Annotated in this window: 15 protein-coding genes; 11 read left to right on the top strand and 4 right to left on the bottom strand. The window is 65.7% G+C overall.

From position 1 onward, the window contains the following. The first annotated feature begins 47 nt into the window (after window positions 1-47). The 4 genes from BM244_RS17110 to BM244_RS17095 all read left to right on the top strand — a co-directional run bounded on the left by BM244_RS17110 (window position 48) and on the right by BM244_RS17095 (window position 7,061). Complete coding sequence (locus BM244_RS17110) at window positions 48-1,565, top strand: MocR-like pyridoxine biosynthesis transcription factor PdxR (RefSeq protein ID WP_093400145.1); 1,518 nt, start codon at window positions 48-50, stop codon at window positions 1,563-1,565. Window positions 1,566-1,722: 157 nt separating this feature from the next. Continuing rightward, complete coding sequence (locus BM244_RS17105; protein ID WP_093400144.1) at window positions 1,723-4,005, top strand: TonB-dependent receptor; 2,283 nt, start codon at window positions 1,723-1,725, stop codon at window positions 4,003-4,005. 14 nt (window positions 4,006-4,019) lie between these two features. Beyond that, a complete protein-coding gene (locus BM244_RS17100; RefSeq protein WP_093400143.1) occupies window positions 4,020-6,095 on the top strand; it encodes a S9 family peptidase in 2,076 nt (691 codons plus the stop codon). 9 nt (window positions 6,096-6,104) lie between these two features. Then, complete coding sequence (locus tag BM244_RS17095) at window positions 6,105-7,061, top strand: alpha/beta hydrolase fold domain-containing protein (protein WP_093400142.1); 957 nt, start codon at window positions 6,105-6,107, stop codon at window positions 7,059-7,061. A 135-nt stretch (window positions 7,062-7,196) separates the two neighbouring features. Here BM244_RS17095 and BM244_RS17090 read toward each other — a convergent pair whose 3' ends face one another. Further along, window positions 7,197-8,084, bottom strand: a complete 888-nt coding sequence (locus BM244_RS17090; RefSeq protein WP_093400141.1) for a LysR family transcriptional regulator — start codon at window positions 8,082-8,084, stop codon at window positions 7,197-7,199. Between the two features lie 95 nt (window positions 8,085-8,179). Between BM244_RS17090 and BM244_RS17085 the strand changes: the two genes are divergently transcribed. Both BM244_RS17085 and BM244_RS17080 read left to right on the top strand, forming a co-directional pair. Next, the gene (locus tag BM244_RS17085) at window positions 8,180-9,283 is read left to right on the top strand and encodes an aldo/keto reductase (RefSeq protein ID WP_093400140.1); all 1,104 of its coding nucleotides are present in this window, start codon (window positions 8,180-8,182) and stop codon (window positions 9,281-9,283) included. Between the two features lie 135 nt (window positions 9,284-9,418). Beyond that, entirely contained in the window at window positions 9,419-10,369 is a 951-nt protein-coding gene (locus BM244_RS17080; RefSeq protein WP_093400139.1) for an NAD(P)/FAD-dependent oxidoreductase, read from the top strand. Window positions 10,370-10,424: 55 nt separating this feature from the next. Here the strand turns inward: BM244_RS17080 and BM244_RS17075 are convergent, their stop codons facing one another. Beyond that, the gene (locus BM244_RS17075; RefSeq protein WP_093400376.1) at window positions 10,425-10,793 is read right to left on the bottom strand and encodes a winged helix-turn-helix transcriptional regulator; all 369 of its coding nucleotides are present in this window, start codon (window positions 10,791-10,793) and stop codon (window positions 10,425-10,427) included. A gap of 90 nt (window positions 10,794-10,883) precedes the next feature. On the opposite strand from BM244_RS17075, the gene BM244_RS17070 reads away from it, so the two are divergent. Further along, on the top strand, window positions 10,884-11,618 hold the full coding sequence (locus BM244_RS17070; protein ID WP_093400375.1) for an SDR family NAD(P)-dependent oxidoreductase: 735 nt from the start codon (window positions 10,884-10,886) through the stop codon (window positions 11,616-11,618). Between the two features lie 158 nt (window positions 11,619-11,776). On the opposite strand, the gene BM244_RS17065 is transcribed toward BM244_RS17070, so the two are convergent. Then, a complete protein-coding gene (locus BM244_RS17065; protein WP_217649150.1) occupies window positions 11,777-12,370 on the bottom strand; it encodes a TetR/AcrR family transcriptional regulator in 594 nt (197 codons plus the stop codon). 71 nt (window positions 12,371-12,441) lie between these two features. On the opposite strand from BM244_RS17065, the gene BM244_RS17060 reads away from it, so the two are divergent. The 3 genes from BM244_RS17060 to BM244_RS17050 are packed head-to-tail and all read left to right on the top strand — an operon-like array spanning window position 12,442 to window position 15,171. Further along, a complete protein-coding gene (locus BM244_RS17060; protein WP_093400138.1) occupies window positions 12,442-13,224 on the top strand; it encodes an SDR family NAD(P)-dependent oxidoreductase in 783 nt (260 codons plus the stop codon). Window positions 13,225-13,277: 53 nt separating this feature from the next. After that, complete coding sequence (locus tag BM244_RS17055) at window positions 13,278-14,279, top strand: NADP-dependent oxidoreductase (protein WP_093400137.1); 1,002 nt, start codon at window positions 13,278-13,280, stop codon at window positions 14,277-14,279. Window positions 14,280-14,307: 28 nt separating this feature from the next. Beyond that, window positions 14,308-15,171, top strand: coding sequence for an alpha/beta fold hydrolase (locus BM244_RS17050; protein WP_093400136.1), 864 nt, complete (start codon window positions 14,308-14,310; stop codon window positions 15,169-15,171). 151 nt (window positions 15,172-15,322) lie between these two features. Here the strand turns inward: BM244_RS17050 and BM244_RS17045 are convergent, their stop codons facing one another. Next, window positions 15,323-16,255 carry a LysR family transcriptional regulator gene (locus BM244_RS17045; protein ID WP_093400135.1) on the bottom strand — a complete coding sequence of 311 codons (933 nt, stop codon included), beginning with the start codon at window positions 16,253-16,255 and terminating at the stop codon, window positions 15,323-15,325. 89 nt (window positions 16,256-16,344) lie between these two features. Here BM244_RS17045 and BM244_RS17040 point away from each other — a divergent pair, with 89 nt between their 5' ends. Continuing rightward, window positions 16,345-17,208 (top strand): aldo/keto reductase family oxidoreductase, encoded by an 864-nt coding sequence (locus BM244_RS17040; protein WP_093400134.1) that lies wholly within the window; start codon window positions 16,345-16,347, stop codon window positions 17,206-17,208. Window positions 17,209-17,260 lie beyond the last annotated feature (52 nt).

The raw sequence follows: 17,260 nt of genomic DNA, 5'->3' as shown, positions 1-17,260 counted from the left end.
GGCTTGGCCCCCTATGCTGACCGCTCCACGATCGGGAAAGCGGGCCAATGCTGAGACCCTGGAAGATCACGCTGGGCCGGATCGATCCGGCGTTGCGGACGCCGCTCTACCTCCAGATCGTCCACGCGATCATCCACGAGATCGAACGCGGCCGCCTGCCCCCCGGCGCCTTCCTGCCGAGCAGCCGCGAACTCGCGACGATCCTCGGCGTCAACCGCAAGACCGTCGTCCTCGCTTATGAGGACCTGATCTCGCAAGGCTGGCTGCTATCGGAGGGCACGCGCGGCACGGTCGTCGCAGCATTGACGACCGACGTGCGGAGGCCACCCCCGCGACCGTCGATGCCCAGCGCGACCACCGCGCCCGAATACCGCTTCCGCGCGCCGCCCGAACGATCGCTCGCTTTGTCGCCGGGCAAGGGCATCAAGCTCGACGAGGGCGCACCGGACGGTCGCCTGTTTCCCGCCGACATCCTCTCGCGTGCGTATCGGACCGCGGTACAGCGCGCGAGCCGCGACAACCGGCTGCAATATCGCGACCCACGCGGCTCGCCCCGGTTGCGTGAGGCGGTCGCGGCGATGCTGCGCGGCGAGCGCGGGCTCGCGGTGACCGCCGACGACATCTGCATCACGCGCGGCAGCCAGAACGGCATCTACCTCGCCGCGCGCACGCTGTTGCAACCGGGCGATACCGTGCTCGTCGAGGCGCTGACCTACGAACCCGCGGTCGCCGCGTTCACCGATCTCGGCGCCAACATCGTCCCGGTCGGGCTCGACGAGAACGGCGCGGATGTCGAGGCGATCGAGCGCGCCTGTCGCAAGCACCGCGTCCGCGCGATCTTCCTCACGCCGCATCACCAGTTCCCGACCACCGTCGCGCTGCGCCCCGAACGCCGGCTGCGCGTGCTCGAACTCGCGCGGCAATTCGGCTTCGCGGTGATCGAGGACGATTACGACCACGAGTTCCATTTCGAATCGCAGCCGCTGCTGCCGATGGCGAGCTATGCCCCCGGCCGCGTGATCTACGTCGGCTCGCTGTCCAAGCTGCTGCTGCCGGCGTTGCGGGTCGGCTATATCGCCGCCCCCAGCGCGTTCATCGATGCGGTGGCGCACGGCGTCTCGCTGACCGACGGGATGGGCAACACGCTGACCGAGGATGCCGCGGCGGACCTGATTGTCGAAGGCGAACTCCGCCGCCATGCCCGCCGCGCGACGCAGGTCTATGCGAAACGGCGTACCGCGTTCGACCAAGCGCTCGCCGCGACGTTCGGCGCCGCGATCGACTACCGCGTCCCCGATGGCGGCCTCGCCTTTTGGCTGCGGTTCGCCGATCCCGCGTTGCTCGACCGTATCGAGGCCGGCGCCCCCGCCCACGGCCTCAGCCTCGCCACGTCGGCGTCGTTCGCGACTACGGACGACGCGCCACGCGGGCTGCGGCTCGGCTTTGCCAGCCTGACCGAAGCCCAAGCGGTGCGCGCGCTGACCTCGCTGGCCGCGGCAGGCGGCATCCACCCCACCGGGACCAGCGCCGGAGAGTCCCACACCTTGGTCCCGTCGGCATCATAGGACTGGATGTTTGTACGGTTCCAGTTTGGGCGGACCCTATTCTCTCAAGATCAGAGCCGCGACGGTCGAAAAGACCGCAGATGGCCGCAGGACGGTTCGGGCAATTTGATGCGGACGGCGCCAGAGGTGCCGGTCGCCGAGCATTGAGGGCGAGCTAATGACATACCGGTTTCTCACTACGACGGCGTTGGTGAGCGCAGCAGCGCTCGGGCTGGCCGCGACACCTGCATCAGCGCAGGTCGCCAGCGTCACCACGCCCGGCAATGCGTCGCCAGACAACCCGGTCGCGTCGGAGCCCGTCACGAACAGCTCCGACGACATCGTCGTGACCGCGACCAAGCGCAACGAATCGCTGCGCAACGTCGCGATGCCGATCAGCGCGGTGACCGGCGACCAGCTTGCCAAGGCGAACGCCAACAGCCTGTCCGACTACATCGCGCGGCTGCCGGGGGTCGTCTTCAATGATTATCAGCCGGGCATCTCGGAAGTCGTGATCCGCGGGATCGCCGCGACCACGTACCACGAGCAGGGCCAGACCACGGTCGGCTATTACCTGAACGAGATTCCACTGGTCGAGCCGGGCTTCCCGATCGGCATCCCCGACGTCGACACCTTCGATCTCGACCGCGTCGAGGTGTTGCGCGGACCGCAGGGGACGCTGTTCGGTTCGTCGACGCTCGGCGGCCTCGTCAACTACGTCGTCAAGACCGCCGATCCGACCAAGATCGACGCCGCCGCACAGGGCCTCATCGGCTCGACCAAGAACGCGAGCGGCGACCTAAACTACGCCGGCAAGGTCATGGTCAACCTGCCGATCATCAAGGACAAGCTGGCGGTGCGCGTGATGGCGCTGCAACGCTATGATGCGGGCTATCTCGACAATACCGGTACCAGCAACCAGGGCAGCAACGATTTCCGCACCCGCGGCGCGCGCGGATCGATCGTCTTCACGCCGGCCGAGGGGACCAAGATCACGTATCTGGCGACCTACCAGCAGAGCAAGCTGTCCGACCAGACCTACCTGACCTCGCTGGATTCGCTGACGCGGGTATCGGCGCGCGAGGAGCCGCAGAAGACGAGCTTCTTCCTCAACTCCCTGCGCCTCGACCAGGATCTCGGGTTCGCGAACTTCACGGTGTTCGGCTCGGTCGACAAGAAGAAGAACACGACAATCTTCTCCTACCCCTATGCCTATGTCACCGGCGTCACGACCGGCGAGGCTGCCGCCTATTCGCTCGGCGACGCGACCGCCAACATCAAGCAGGTCGAGGCGCGTCTCGCATCCGCGGGCAACGGCCCGGTCCGCTGGCTGATCGGCGCAAGCTATCTGCACGCGAAGAAGTTCAGCTACGACCAGATCTTCCAGCAGGGTGCCGGCGCCTTCATCAACGCCAATCCGGCATTGTTCGGCGGCTTCAGCGGAACGCAGTTGACGCCCAACGACCGCCTCTACGGCTATGTCTCGGATACGCTCAACACCGATCTTGGCATCTTCGGCGAACTCTCGTGGCGGCCGGTCGAGCAGTTCGAGATCTCGGTCGGCGGCCGCTATTACGACACGCGTGCCAAGGCGACCGTCACCAACCAGGCCGGCGCGCTCGGCGGCTATCCGGGCGGCTATACGCCGGTCGGCTCGACCGGCAGCGTCGACCAGAAGGAGGACGGCTTCACGCCAAAAGCGACGATCTCGTTCCGCCCGGTCCCCGGCTTCCTCGCCTACGCGACCTATTCGAAAGGCTTCCGAGTCGGCGGGATCAATCCCAATGCCGGACTGCTCGCAGCAATCCCGTCCGCCTATAACAGCGACACGGTCGACAATTACGAGGCGGGCGTGAAGTTCGGCCTGTTCGACAACCGGATCCTGCTCGACGCCACGGTGTTCACGATCGACTGGAAGAACATCCAGGCGCGGCTGTTCGGGCCGGGTCCAAGCTATTATTCCTACGTCACCAACGCCGGCAGCGCGAACATCGGCGGTGTCGAGTTCTCGGGGACCGTCAAGCTGACCAGGGCGCTGACGTTCAGCTCGAACGTCACCTATCAGGATGCGCAACTCACCAGCCTGTTGCCGGACAGTTTCGCGGTCGGCGGCGGCTATGCCTCGGGGACGACGTTGCCGGGGTCGTCGAAATGGGCGATCGCGAACAATCTCGTGCTCGACCTGCCCGACGTCAAACTGGCACCGACGTTCGAGATCGCGCATCGCTACATCTCGTCCGCCCCCGTCGCGTTCGGCAACACCAACACGCGGGGGAATTTCAACCAGTTCGACGCACGCGCCTCGGTCACGGTGATGGAGCGCGTCCGGTTGCTCGGGTTCGTCAACAACGTGCTCGACAAGCGCGGCGTTCTCAATGCGCCGTTCACCGATCAGGTCGCCCCAGCCTATTCGATCATCCGGCCGCGTACCTACGGCCTCCGCGTCGACATCGGGTTCTGAGGGTGCGGTATCGCATGCCCTGGACGCTTCCGGCGCTGGCACTGTTGCTGGCCGGCGCAGCGCCACTTCCTCCGACTGCCGCGCCTGTTGCTGCGGACAAGGGCGGGCCGATCGCGCCCGCCGACATCATGCGGCTCCACGACATGCGCGATGTCGAGATGTCGCCCGACGGCAGGACCATCCTGTTCACCGTCCAGCCGCAGATGGCGACCTTCGGCCCCGAACAGCGGACGATCTGGTCGGTGCCGACCGACGGCAGCGCGCCCGCACGGCGGTTCGTCACTAGCGCCGGTGCGGACGATACGCCGCGCTGGTCGCCGGACGGAAGCTCGATCGCGTTTCTCTCGAACCGCAAGAACCCGCTGTCGGGTGGCGCGGACACCGGGTTCGAGTTCAAACCGGATGTCTCGGCCGGTCCCGGCGCGCCGGTCGACGCGACCCCGCCGACCGCACCGGCGGCATCCGGCGAACCATCACGGCAGCTCTGGGTGATCGCGCGCGATGGCGGCGAAGCGACACCGCTCACCGCGCTGCCGGGCGACATCGCGGACTTCGCCTGGTCGCCCGACGGGACCAGGATCGCCTTCCTCAGCGCCGATCCCGATACCCCCGCAGAAAAGGCCGATCGCGCCGCCAAGCGCGACTGGGTCGAGATGGACAAGACCCGCCACGTGACGCGGCTCTGGATCCTCGACCTCGCCAGTCACGCGGCACGGCGTGTTTCACCGGCCAACGTCAGCGTCAGCAACATGGCGTGGTCGCCGGACGGCAAGCGGATGGCTGTCCGGGTGACCGACACGACCGCGATCAACGAGTATTTCTATCATTCCCGCATCGCGCTGTTCGATCCGATCAGCGGCACGGTCGGCAAGACGCTGATCGAACACGCCGCCGAGGGTCCGCTCTGGTCTCCCGACGGCACCGCGATCCTCGGTTCCGAAATCCGCACGCCGGGTTTCATCGGCATCGGCGCGCGCGTGTACGACCTCACGACCGACATGCTGTCGGCATTGGCAGACGATCACCCCGGTTTGTTGACCCAGGTCCGATGGTCGGCGGACAGTCGCTCGATCGTCGCGCTGTCGTTCGAACAGACCCGATCCAAGCTCGTCCGGATCGCGCGCGGGACTGGACGCGTCACGCCGCTGGCACAGCTGGACGGCGAAGCCTCCGACATCACCGCAAGCCGTGACGGACGCCGTCTCGCGGTCTCGCTTTCGACCCCCGACCGCCCCGCCGACGTCTGGACGATCGACGGCGCGCGCGTCCGCCCGGTCACGACGATCAACCCGCAGGTCGCGACCTGGAAGCTCGGCCAGGTCCGCCAGATCTCCTGGACCAACAGCCGCGACGGCAAGGCGATCCACGGCGTCCTCGTCACGCCGCCCGGCTACGTCCCCGGCACGCCGATCAAGACCGTCGTCCAGATCCATGGCGGACCCGAATGGGCATGGTGGTCGGGATGGCTCGGCAGCTGGCACGAATGGGCGCAGATGCTCGCCACGCACGGCTATGCGGTGCTGCTGCCCAATCCGCGCGGCTCGGACGGCCAGGGTACGGCGTTCGCGCGTGCGGTCGGCAACGACTGGGGCGGGATGGATTATCAGGATGTGCTCGACGGCGTCGACATGCTCGTCGCACGGAAGATCGCCGACCCAGCACGTCTCGGCATCGGCGGCTGGAGCTATGGCGGGTTCCTGTCGGCCTGGGCGGTCACGCACGGCGACCGCTTCAAGGCGGCGGTCGTCGGTGCCGGTCCGACGGACATGACCGCGATGGCGCGGATCACCGACACGCCCGACTTCACCACCGGCTATTTCGGCGAGCCGTCCGCGCATCTCGCCGATCTCGACGGCGTGTCGTCGGTCCGGTTGCTCGATCACGTCCATACGCCCGTGCTCGTCCTGCACGGCGAACAGGACACGCGCGTACCCGTCACGCTCGGCCTCGAATTCTACCGCGGCCTGAAGCTACTGGGAAAGCCCGCCGAGATGGTCCGCTATCCGCGCGAGCCGCACTGGTTCCACGAACCCGAGCATCAGGCCGACATCCAGCGCCGGGTGCTGGCCTGGTTCGACGCGCACCTCTAGGACACGATCATGGACGACCGGCTCGATCCCGATATCCGCGTCTTTACCGACATCCTGCGCGAGGACTGGAGCCGGCATCCGCCGCTCGACCAGCTGCCGACGGCAGAGGCACGTCAGGTCGCCGAACTGGTGCGTGCACGCTGGACGGTCGGCGGACCGGTCATGCGCCAGACCCGCGACGTCGAGATCGACACCGGTGCGGGCGCGCTTCGGTTGCGGATCTACCGTCCCGACGGCGTTGCCGCAGAAGATGCGCCCGCGCTTCTCTACATCCACGGCGGGGGTTTCGTCTTCTTCAGCCTCGATACGCACGACCGGCTGATGCGCGAATACGCCGACGCCGGGCAGTTCGTCGTGGTCGGGATCGACTACCCGTTGTCGCCGGAAGCGAAGTATCCGGTCGCGCTCGACCATATCGTCGCGCTGGTCGACTGGCTGGGCGGGCACGGCACCGAACTCGGCATCGACGCGGCGCGCATGGCGATCGGTGGAGACTCGGCGGGCGCGAACCTGGCTCTGGCGACATGCATGAGAGTGCGCGACGCCGACAAGAACTCGGCAATACGTTGCATACTCTCGAATTACGGTGCGTTTTCGGGCGACGTGTCCGACGCGGCGGAGGCCGCGTATGGCGGCCCGCATGCGCTCCTTACCCAGGCGGACATGCGCTATTTCTTCGACCAATACCTCGTCTCGGCAGAGCAATGCGAGGATCCCTACGCCTGCCCGCTATCGGCAAGCGACGTGTCAGGCTTACCGCCAATGATGATGATAATTCCGGCGCTCGACGTGCTGGCGGAACAGAGCTTTGCACTCGCGGAGCGTCTCCGGTCTGCCGGTAACCGGGGCTGCCAAACGGTCTATCCCGGCGCGACCCACAGCTTTCTCGAAGCGATGTCGATCGCCCCTATCGCTCGTCAGGCGATCCAGGACGGGGCGTCATGGATTCGCGATCGATTGACCTGACGGTGACATAAAGTGCCGGAGCCGTGGGGAGGTCGTCAATCGGCTGGTGCCTCAGCAGGCCCGCATCGCATTCGGTGGTAACCAAGCATCCAACCATGGTCGTTTGCAACATGGGCCCTGCACCCGGGAGGTCGTTCACACGCGCATCGCTGCGACGAAAGCACGAAAGGCAGCAGTAGGTTGCCGCTTGTTGGGATAATAAAGGTGGTTTGGAGCCAAGGTGGGTGCCCAGCCGGCCAGCACCTCGACCAGCGTGCCGTCCTCCAGTTGTAGCGCGGCATGTGGCAGTGGAAGGCAGGTAACGCCCAACCCTGCGAGCGCGGCATCGCGCATGACGTCGATGTCGTTGGTGATGAAATCGCCGCGGACCGACCGTTCCAACGTCCGGCCATCCCGCTCGAAGGTCCATCGGTGGACGACACCGGACGACGTGTACCGGTAACACAGGCACCGGTGATGGGCGAGATCGTCGGGATCGACGGGCGCGGCACGCTCGGCGAGATAGGCCGGGGCAGCGACGAAGACGAGCGGCACGGCCGCGCTGATCCGGACCGATATCATGTCGGCTTGCAACGTCTGCGCATGCCGCACCCCGCAATCGAAGCGGTCGGCGACGATATCGACGAACCCGTCGTCGACCACGAGTTCGACGGCGACGTCGGGGAAAGCGCGCGCAAAATCGGCTAGCCGCGGCAGGATAGCATACACCGCCGCGACCCGGTGCGCACTGACCCGGATACGCCCCGCCGGTCGATCGCGGGCGCGGTCCAGCCCCTCCAGCGCGCTCGTGACCGAGGCTATCGCCGGTCTCAGCCGTGCGAGCAATTCCTCTCCGGCGGGCGTCGGTGCCAGCGACCGAGTGGTACGGTCGAGCAACCGAACACCCAGTTTCGTCTCCAGCGACCGCATCGCATGGCTCAACGCGGACGCCGACACCCCAAGGCGCGTTGCCGCTCGGGCAAAGCTGCCGGCCTCGACGATCGTTTCGAAAACCGCGAGGCCGGACCAGAGATCACGATCCATTCCTGAACATCCTTCAGCAACCCATGCGTTGCAGACGATCTAATCCTCCGGCTGTCCAGCGTCCATTTGCAGGCGACACATTGCAGGATGCCATCATGAAGCTCGACACCTATCGCCCGCTCGGCCGATCCGGCCTGCTCGTCAGCCCGCTGGCCCTCGGGACGATGACCTTCGGTACGCCGCGATGGGGGCTGGACGAGAGCGGCAGCCGAGCGGTGTTCGATCGCTATACCGACCTGGGCGGCAATTTCGTCGATACCGCCGACGTCTACGCCGGTGGGCGATCGGAAGAGATGGTCGGCGCGTTCGTCGCCGCGCAGTCGTCGCGCGAGCGGATCGTCATCGCGACGAAATCCGGGTTTGCGACTGGCCGGGGCTATCATGCGGGCGGCAATGGCGCGCGCCACCTGTTGGCGTCTGTCGAAGGATCGCTTCGCCGCCTCCGGACGGACTTCATCGACCTGTACTGGGTGCATGTCTGGGACGGCGTCACCCCCGCCGAGGAACTGCTACGGACGATGACCGCGCTCGTCGCCGCGGGCAAGATCCGCTACTGGGGTATATCCAACAGCCCTGCCTGGTATGTCGCCGAACTCGCTACTCTCGCGCGGGTCCAGGGTGATCCGGCGCCGATCGGGCTGCAGTATTTCTACTCGCTGGTCGAACGCGGGGTCGAGGCCGAGCATCTGCCGCTCGCACGGTCGGCGGGCATGGGCCTCATTCCCTGGAGCCCCCTCGCCTATGGCCTGCTGACCGGCAAGTATGACCGCGCGACCGTCGAGGCCGGTCCGAAGCGAACCGGTGGCGTCCCCAACCAGGCAGGGCGGGACGACACGGCGCGCCCCGTCGACGACAAGCGGCTCGATGGCGACAACCCGTTCGGTGACACACTGTTCACCGAGCGCAACTGGCAAATCCTCGACGTACTGAAACGCGTCGCAGCGGAATCGGGCGAGACGCCAGCGCGCGTCGCACTGTCCTGGGTGGTCGGGCAGCCAGACGTCGCATCGACGTTGATCGGGGTAAGCCGGCCAGAGCAAGTGACCGACAATGTCGAAGCGCTGAGTCTTCGCCTGTTGCCGGAGCACCGTACCGCGCTCGATGCGGTGAGCGGTGGGCACCTCCCGTTTGTGTACGGCCTGTTCGACCCGGCCGCTCGCAACCAGATCGTCTTCGGCGGCGGCGATGTTCGGGCCTGATGCGACGAACCCTCGCCGGCGGGCTGGAACATAGCGGGGAAATCTACGTCCGGTCGGCTCCAATCGGCGAGCCTCGCGTTTGAGAGTGTCCGGTCGGCCGCACGTTCGGTTGCGGCACGCCGGCACGGGGGCATCATGCGAATTGGGATCATCGGCGCGGGTATGGCAGGCCTGTCCTGCGCGGTGGCGCTACGCGGCCAGGGTCATCACCCCGTGCTGTTCGACAAGGGCCGTGGTCCAGGCGGCAGGATGTCGACGCGGCGGATCGACACGCCGTTGGGTGAGGCCGCGTTCGATCATGGCGCGCAATATCTGACAGCGCGCGATCCGTCGTTCGTGATGCAGGTCGATCGTTGGGCGCAGGCGGGCCATGTCGCGCGCTGGTCGCCTGCAGGTGCCGATGGCTGGGTCGGGACACCGGCGATGAACGCGCCGATCCGCGCGATGGCGGACGATTGCGATGTTAGGTGGAACACGGCCATCGACGTTTTGACCCATGACGGAGACTGGTCAATCGGCGGCGAACGTTTCGATGTGGCGATCATCGCAGTGCCGGCCGAGCAAGTCGTGCCCTTGGCTGTCGACCATGACGCCGCGCTCGTCGATGCGGCGCGTTCCGCGGTTTCCGACCCGTGCTGGACCGCCATGGCAGCGTTCGATGGCCTGGTGCCGATCGATGCGGATCGACTTGGTCATGGTGGGATCCTGGGATCCGCCGTTCGCAACTCGGCCAAGCCGGGTCGGACTGGTCCTGAAGCCTGGGTGCTTCAGGCCAATGCCGATTGGTCGCGTGCGCATCTGGAAGACGATCCGGAAATGGTCGGACACATGCTGGTCGAGGCGTTTGCCGATCGCGTAGGTGCCGACATGCCTGCCGTCATCGCCACGCGCGTTCATCGCTGGCGGTACGCGAAAGCCGGAGCGCTGGACCGTGGAGCGTTCTGGAACGCGGATATCAGGCTGGGCGCATGCGGCGACTGGCTGTTTGGGCCGCGAATAGAAGCCGCTTGGCTGTCCGGACACAGGCTCGCCCAGCTTGTCGATTGCAAACAACCGGTTGCCCCGAGCCCGCTTACTTCCTGCTGAAACCCGTTACCCGCCGTTCAGCGGTCGCGGCAGCCTCCGACAATGGGACATCCATTCATCTGGTCGGCCACTGGTCGCGCTCGGCGAAAATGCGCGTGACCTCTGCCATATTGTCCGATCCCCAGTTGCAAAGCGGTACGAGCGCCTCGGCCAGCGAGCGGCCCAGCGGGGTCAGGGTGTAGTCGACGCGAGGAGGAACTTCCTGATAATCCTTCCGCGTCACAGCGCCATCGGCCTCCAGTTCTTTCAGTTGCTGGATCAGCATCTTGTCGCTGACGCCGCGCACCGCCCGCTTCAGAGCGCCAAAACGGGTCGGCCCCCGGATCAGGAAATAGATGATGAGTGGCTTCCACTTACCTGCGATCACGCGAAGCGTCGCGTCCAGGCCGCAGGTAAAGCCGGGAACTGCATCGGAATCCGCCATCGTCATTTATCTACTTACCAAAAGGTGCGTACTTGTCGGTAGGTAGGTGCCTCATCAACTCTACACCAGTGTGAAACTGGAGACACGATGATGCATAGACTTACAGGCAAGACGGCAGTGATCACAGGCGGGGGCACCGGCATCGGTCTGGCCACGGCAAAGCGCTTCATCGAAGAGGGCGCGTTCGTCTACATCACCGGGCGCCGGCAGGAGCGTCTCGACACGGCCATCGCCGAACTGGGCCCGAACGCACGCGCCGTGCAAGGGTCCGTATCGAATCTCGAAGATCTCGCGCAACTGTTTGCAACGGTTAAGGCCGAGCGCGGGTCGCTCGATATCCTGGTGGCCAATGCGGGGTTCGGAGAATTTGCGCCGCTCGGCCAGATCACGCCCGAGCAATACGACCGCGCCTTCGACGTCAACGTGAAGGGCGTACTGTTCACCGTCCAGTTGGCGCTGCCGCTGATGGGCAAGGGTGGGTCCATCATCCTCACCGGCTCGACGACCGGCTCGATGGGAACGCCCAGCTTCAGCATCTACAGTGCAACCAAGGCCGCGGTGCGCAACTTCGCACGGAGCTGGGCGCAGGATCTGCGTGGAACGGGTATCCGCGTGAACGTGCTGTCTCCTGGCCCGACGCTGACCGAACTCGCCGAGGAAGTGGTTGGTCGCGATGCGATGATCGAGATGGGGGCCGGAACACCGATCGGGCATGTCGGTGCGCCGTCCGACATAGCCGGCGTGGCGGCATTCCTCGCCTCGTCGGACAGCAGCTTCATGACGGGAAGCGAAGTGTTTGCCGACGGCGGTCTCGCGCAGATCTGATCGCTGTCCGTTACTGGCGGCGGGAGCATATGTGCGCTCCCGCCGCCAAATTGCCGCCCGCACGCTTCGAAAAACGTCGCGCGAAAGCAGCTGGCGGTCCAACTATTGCGACGATCTCGAGTCAGCCGGCGACGCAGGCCGCTCGCATAAGCTTATCATCAAACAGGTTTTCTGCTGGTCTCGTCGATCCAGGCGCGCGTTTGCATCAGGACTTCATCGGACAGCGCTGGATCATCCACGGCACGTGCGAGAATCACCGCACCCACCATCGCCGCCCAACTCCCGATCGCAGCGCGTCGCCTCTCGGCCGCGTCCGAACCCGGAACGGCATCGGCGAGCCGGTCGATCTGGCTGTGCAGGCCCTTGGTCATGGCCATACGCGCTTCGGGCGATTGATGCCGCAATGGGCTGGCGAGGCTGGCGGTAGGGCAACCGGTCGCGGCACGATCACGGTGCTCCGGCGAGAGATACGCCTCCAGATATGCTTGCAGATCGCCACCGACGCCGTCGGACGGGGTGAGCGCATGCGTGACGGTCTGCGCGATCAGGTCGTCCTTCGACGCGAAGTGGCCATAGAAACCACCATGCGTCAGCCCCGCCGCCTTCATCACCTCCGACACGGTGACCGCGTCGAACCCGCGATCCCGAAACAGCGTGCTGGCGGCGTCGAGGATGCGCGTGCGGTTCGCCGACATCTGCTCGCGACTGACCTTCATGGCGAAAAGCTCCTGGACCGGCATTGACAGTTTCATGATGACTATCATATTTAGTCAATCATGATGTTCGTCATGTATATAAGTATCGTCCGAAAGAGAGCAATCCCATGACCCGTCCGACCGTTCTCATCACCGGCGCCTCGACCGGCATCGGCGCGACCTATGCCGATCGTTTCGCCCGTCGCGGCCACGACCTCGTGCTCGTCGCCCGCGATACCGCACGGCTCGAGGCGCTTGCGGCGCGGATCGCGGACGAGACCGGTGTGGCGGTCGATATCCTGACGGCGGACCTGACCCGCGAGGCCGACGTCGCCGCGGTCGAGGCACGGTTGCGTGACGATGCGAAGATAGAGATCCTGATCAACAACGCGGGCGCAGGGCTCGGCGGGAGCTTCGTCGATCAGTCCGCGGAGGCCGTCCGTGGCAACGTCGCGCTCAACACGACGGCGGTCGTCCGGCTCGCGCATGCGATCGCGCCGCGTCTGGTGGCGGCGGGCACCGGGTCGATCGTCAACCTGGGTTCGGTCGTCGGGCTCGCACCGGAGTTCGGCATGAGCGTGTACGGCGCGACCAAGGCGTTCGTGCTGTTCCTGTCGCAGGGCCTCGCGCTCGAACTCGGTCCGAAGGGCGTCTACGTCCAGGCCGTGTTGCCGGCCGCAACCGGCACCGAATTATGGGGTCGCGCCGGAATGGTCGGTGCCGATCTGTCGGGAATGATGGACGTCAACGAACTGGTCGATGCGGCGCTCGTCGGTTTCGATCGTCGCGAAGGCGTGACGATCCCGACGCTGCACGAGGGCGAACTCTGGGATGCGTTCGACGACGCGCGCAACGCGATGGTGCCGCGGTTCGCCCAGCTTCTCCGCGCGGATCGCTACGCCGCCGCCTGATCCGACGCACTCCACGCCGGGCGCAGTCCCCGACGCCTCCAGAGGGAAGCATCATGAAAGCCTATATCCTCGACGCTTACGGCAAGGCCAATCGACTGCGCCTCGGCGACAGGCCGGACCCGGTCGTCGGGCCGCACGACGTGCTGGTCGAGATCCACGCCGCCGCGCTCAACGTCATCGATTCGAAGATCCGCAACGGCGAGTTCAAGCTCATCCTGCCGTACAAGCCACCCCTCGTCCTGGGGGCGGATTTCGCCGGGATCGTCAGGCAGGTCGGTGCCAACGTTACGCGGTTCGCGGTCGGCGATGCGGTCTATGGCAGCCCGCGTCAGGGACGGATCGGCACGTTTGCCGAACTCATCGCGGTGGACCAGGCCGATGTCGCGCTGAAGCCCGTGAACCTCTCGATGGAGGAGGCCGCGTCGATCCCGCTCGTTGGCCTCACCGCGTGGCAGGTGCTGGTCGAGCGCGCCAAACTGAAGCGCGGGCAGAAGGTGTTGATCCATGCCGGATCGGGCGGCGTCGGGTCATTCGCCATCCAGCTTGCGAAACACCTGGGTCTGCACGTCGCGACGACCGCGGGGACGAGCAACCTCGACCTGGTTCGCGGTCTCGGCGCGGACACGGTCATCGACTACAAGACGCAGGAATTCTCCGAGCTGGTGTCCGGCTATGACGTGGCGCTCAACAGCCTCGACGGGAAGACGCTCGCCAAGTCGCTCGAAACGCTCAAGCCCGGCGGCAAGCTGATCTCGATTTCGGGGCCGCCCGATCCGGCGTTTGCGCGACAGCAGGGGCTGAACTGGGGCCTGCGTCTGGTGATGCGCCTGCTCAGCGCGGGTATCCGCGCCAAGGCCAGGCGCCACGACGTCAGCTATTCGTTCCTGTTCATGCAAGCGAGCGGCGAGCAACTGGCGACCATCGCCACGCTGATCGAGGGCGGCGCGATCCGGCCGGTCGTCGACCGCGTCTTCCCCTTCGCCGAACTGAACGATGCGATGGCCTACATCGATACCGGCCGCGCGAAGGGCAAGGTCGTCGTTAGCATCCGCTGATCGGGATCTCACGAGCAAGGTAGCCACCATGACACATCCCGCTTCGCACATCCGTGCCGCCGACACCTGGATCGGAACGCCGACCCTGACCATCGAGGCGGCCGGCACGATGTTCGCCTATCGTCGGCTTGGCCCGGCGCAGGGCGTCCCGGTCGTGCTGCTCAACCATTGGGGTGCCAACCTGGACAATTTCGATCCGCGCATCGTCGATGGTCTCGCACAGGATCGGCCGGTCTACGCGCTGGACTATCGCGGTGTCGGCAAGTCGGGAGGCAACGCGCCGACGACGATCGTGGGAATGGCCGAGGACATGGTCGCGGTCATCGCCAGCCTTGGGCTAGCCATGGTCGACCTGATCGGCTTTTCGCTCGGCGGATTCGTCGCGCAACAGATCGCGCTCACGAGACCCGATCTGGTCCGCAAGCTGGTGCTGGCGGGTACCGGGCCCGCCGGTGGCGCAGGCATCGAGCAGGTCGGTGCGATCGCGTGGCCGTTGATCGTCAAGGGCCTGCTGACGCTCAGGGATCCGAAAACCTATCTCTTCTTCACCTCGTCCACGAACGGTCGGCAAGCGGCGAAAGCGTTCCTGCTTCGGTTGAAGGAGCGCGAGATCGATCGAGACGCGCCGGTCACGCCGAAGGTGTTCCTGCGCCAGTTGAAGGCGATCACGGCATGGGGTCGCCAGCCTGCGCAGAACCTCGTCGGCATCGCCAAGCCGGTCCTCGTGGCGAACGGCGATCATGACATCATGGTGCCGAGCGAGAACTCCGCCGACCTGGCGCGACGCATACCGGGTGCAGAGCTCGTTTTGTACCTCGATGCCGGCCACGGCGGCATCTTCCAGTATTATCAGGACTTTCTCCAGCGGACTCGAGCGTTCGCCGCCGCTTGAGCCCCGTCACCCACCGATCGCTCGATGTCCACGATCCGACGGGGAGCGCGTTCTGTCACGCGGGCCGTTCGAGAAACTTCGAAGGACAATGATGGTATTTCCAACCGGCGGCTTGGGCAAGCGGCGGCATTGCCGCAAACCGGACGTCCGTTCAGGCAGTTCGGCCTTCAGCCCCGATCGCGGTGTCGTAGTCGCGAATGAAATCGATGAACGCTCGAAGCGGCGGTGGCACCAGGCGGCGACCCGAATAGTACAGGAATGGACCGGAAAATGCCTGCCACCAGTCTGGTAGCACCGGTTCCAGCGCTCCGCGACCGATCGCTGGTCGAAGCCAGTCCTCGAAAAGGGAGATGATGCCACCGCCCCCCACAGCGACGTCGACGAGGAGATCGGCTGCGCCCGCGACGCTGGCGATCAACGGCCCCTGTGGCTCGACGCGAACGATCTCGCCGTCACGCTCGAATTCCCATGGACTGGTCAACGCTCCGCTCGTGAAACGACCCCGAAGACAGGCATGTGCGAGCAGGTCGCGCGGATGCCTTGGACGGCCATGAGCGTCGAGATAGGCCGGCGAGGCGGCCGTCGCGAAACGCTGCACCCGCGGCCCGATCGGCACGGCGATCATGTCCTGTTCCAGCCGCTCATCGTATCGAATGCCGGCATCGCAGCCTGACGCCACCATGTCGACGAAGCCGTCATCGGCGACGACCTCGACCTGAACGTCCGGATAGGCAGCCAGGAAGCCGGGCAGGATCGCGGGCAACACCAGTCGTGCCGCGCTGACCGGTACATTGAGGCGCAGCGTTCCCGCCGGCCTGTCGCGGAACAGGTTGACGACATCAAGCGCCGCCTCGACTTCGCTCAGCGCCGGCGCCAGTCGCTCGATCAGCCGCATCCCCGCCTCGGTTGGCGTCACGCTACGCGTGGTACGATGGAGCAGCCGCACGCCGAGGCGTGTTTCCAGGCGCCGCACCGCCTCGCTGAGAGTCGACGCGCTCGACCCCGCGGTGCGGGCGGCGTCGCGAAACCCGCGAGCCTGCGCGACGGCGAGGAAGGCGTTGAGGTCGACGAGATCAGCTTTCATCGTTCGGTTTTCCGTACAGCCCGTGCAGATCACTCCGGCTTATCGGAGCAATCTTCAACTCGTATCTCACGCATCGGAATAGGAGACTGATGATGACGATCGATAAAGCGGGCACCTACTCACTGGCCGGACGCACCGTAAAGCGGGTCGGCTATGGCGCGATGCAGCTCGCCGGCCCAGGCGTGTTCGGGCCACCGCGCGATCACGAGCAGGCACTGGCTGTGCTTCGTGCAGCGATCGCGGCCGGCATGAACCACATCGACACCAGCGATTTTTATGGGCCCCACGTGACGAACCGCCTGATCCGCGAGGCACTGTCACCCTATCCTGATGACCTGCTGATCGTGACCAAGATCGGGGCACGCCGCGGCGAAGATGCGTCTTGGCTACCGGCGTTCGATCCCGACGCGCTGAAGCGGGCGGTAGAGGATAATCTGGTCAACCTTGGGCTGGAGACGCTTGATATCGTCAATCTCCGCTTGATGTTCGATGTGCACGGTCCAGCCGAGGGATCGTTGGCCGCCCCCTTGAAGGTGGTCGCGGACCTGCAACGCCAGAGCATGGTCCGCCACATCGGCCTCAGCAACGTGACGCCCGCCCAATTCGAGGAAGCGCTCGGCATCGCGGAGATCGTCTGCGTCCAGAACCAGTATAATATCGTGCACCGCGACGATGATGCCTTCATCGACATGTTGGCTGCCGAGGGCGTAGCCTATGTCCCATTCTTCCCGCTTGGCGGATTCAATCCCCTCCAGTCGGCCGCACTGTCCGACGTGGCGTCGAGACTTCATGCGACGTCGATGCAGGTGGCCCTTGCCTGGCTGCTTCGGCGCGCGCCCAATATCATGCTGATCCCGGGCACGTCCTCGGTGGCACATCTTCGCGAGAACCTCGCCGCCGCCTCGCTGACCCTGCCAGACGACGTCTTTGCCGAGCTCAGTGCGCTTGGCTAAAAACAGGGGTCGCTGCCACTCCGCTATCGGCGTAATGGCAGCGATCCTAGTA

The sequence above is a fragment of the Sphingomonas sp. OK281 genome, from assembly GCF_900115295.1.
Lineage (GTDB): Bacteria > Pseudomonadota > Alphaproteobacteria > Sphingomonadales > Sphingomonadaceae > Sphingomonas.
This window is presented reverse-complemented; position numbering and strand designations above follow the sequence as displayed.

Bases quoted from the DNA above. Each gene is read 5' to 3' on its own strand.
- BM244_RS17105 (WP_093400144.1), top strand. From the start codon at position 1,723: ATGACATACCGGTTTCTCACTACGACGGCGTTGGTGAGCGCAGCAGCG.
- BM244_RS17080 (WP_093400139.1), top strand. From the start codon at position 9,419: ATGCGAATTGGGATCATCGGCGCGGGTATGGCAGGCCTGTCCTGCGCG.
- BM244_RS17070 (WP_093400375.1), top strand. From the start codon at position 10,884: ATGCATAGACTTACAGGCAAGACGGCAGTGATCACAGGCGGGGGCACC.
- BM244_RS17040 (WP_093400134.1), top strand. From the start codon at position 16,345: ATGATGACGATCGATAAAGCGGGCACCTACTCACTGGCCGGACGCACC.
- BM244_RS17100 (WP_093400143.1), top strand. From the start codon at position 4,020: ATGCCCTGGACGCTTCCGGCGCTGGCACTGTTGCTGGCCGGCGCAGCG.
- BM244_RS17060 (WP_093400138.1), top strand. From the start codon at position 12,442: ATGACCCGTCCGACCGTTCTCATCACCGGCGCCTCGACCGGCATCGGC.
- BM244_RS17085 (WP_093400140.1), top strand. From the start codon at position 8,180: ATGAAGCTCGACACCTATCGCCCGCTCGGCCGATCCGGCCTGCTCGTC.
- BM244_RS17055 (WP_093400137.1), top strand. From the start codon at position 13,278: ATGAAAGCCTATATCCTCGACGCTTACGGCAAGGCCAATCGACTGCGC.
- BM244_RS17065 (WP_217649150.1), bottom strand. From the start codon at position 12,370: ATGAAACTGTCAATGCCGGTCCAGGAGCTTTTCGCCATGAAGGTCAGT.
- BM244_RS17095 (WP_093400142.1), top strand. From the start codon at position 6,105: ATGGACGACCGGCTCGATCCCGATATCCGCGTCTTTACCGACATCCTG.
- BM244_RS17075 (WP_093400376.1), bottom strand. From the start codon at position 10,793: ATGGCGGATTCCGATGCAGTTCCCGGCTTTACCTGCGGCCTGGACGCG.
- BM244_RS17110 (WP_093400145.1), top strand. From the start codon at position 48: ATGCTGAGACCCTGGAAGATCACGCTGGGCCGGATCGATCCGGCGTTG.
- BM244_RS17045 (WP_093400135.1), bottom strand. From the start codon at position 16,255: ATGAAAGCTGATCTCGTCGACCTCAACGCCTTCCTCGCCGTCGCGCAG.
- BM244_RS17090 (WP_093400141.1), bottom strand. From the start codon at position 8,084: ATGGATCGTGATCTCTGGTCCGGCCTCGCGGTTTTCGAAACGATCGTC.
- BM244_RS17050 (WP_093400136.1), top strand. From the start codon at position 14,308: ATGACACATCCCGCTTCGCACATCCGTGCCGCCGACACCTGGATCGGA.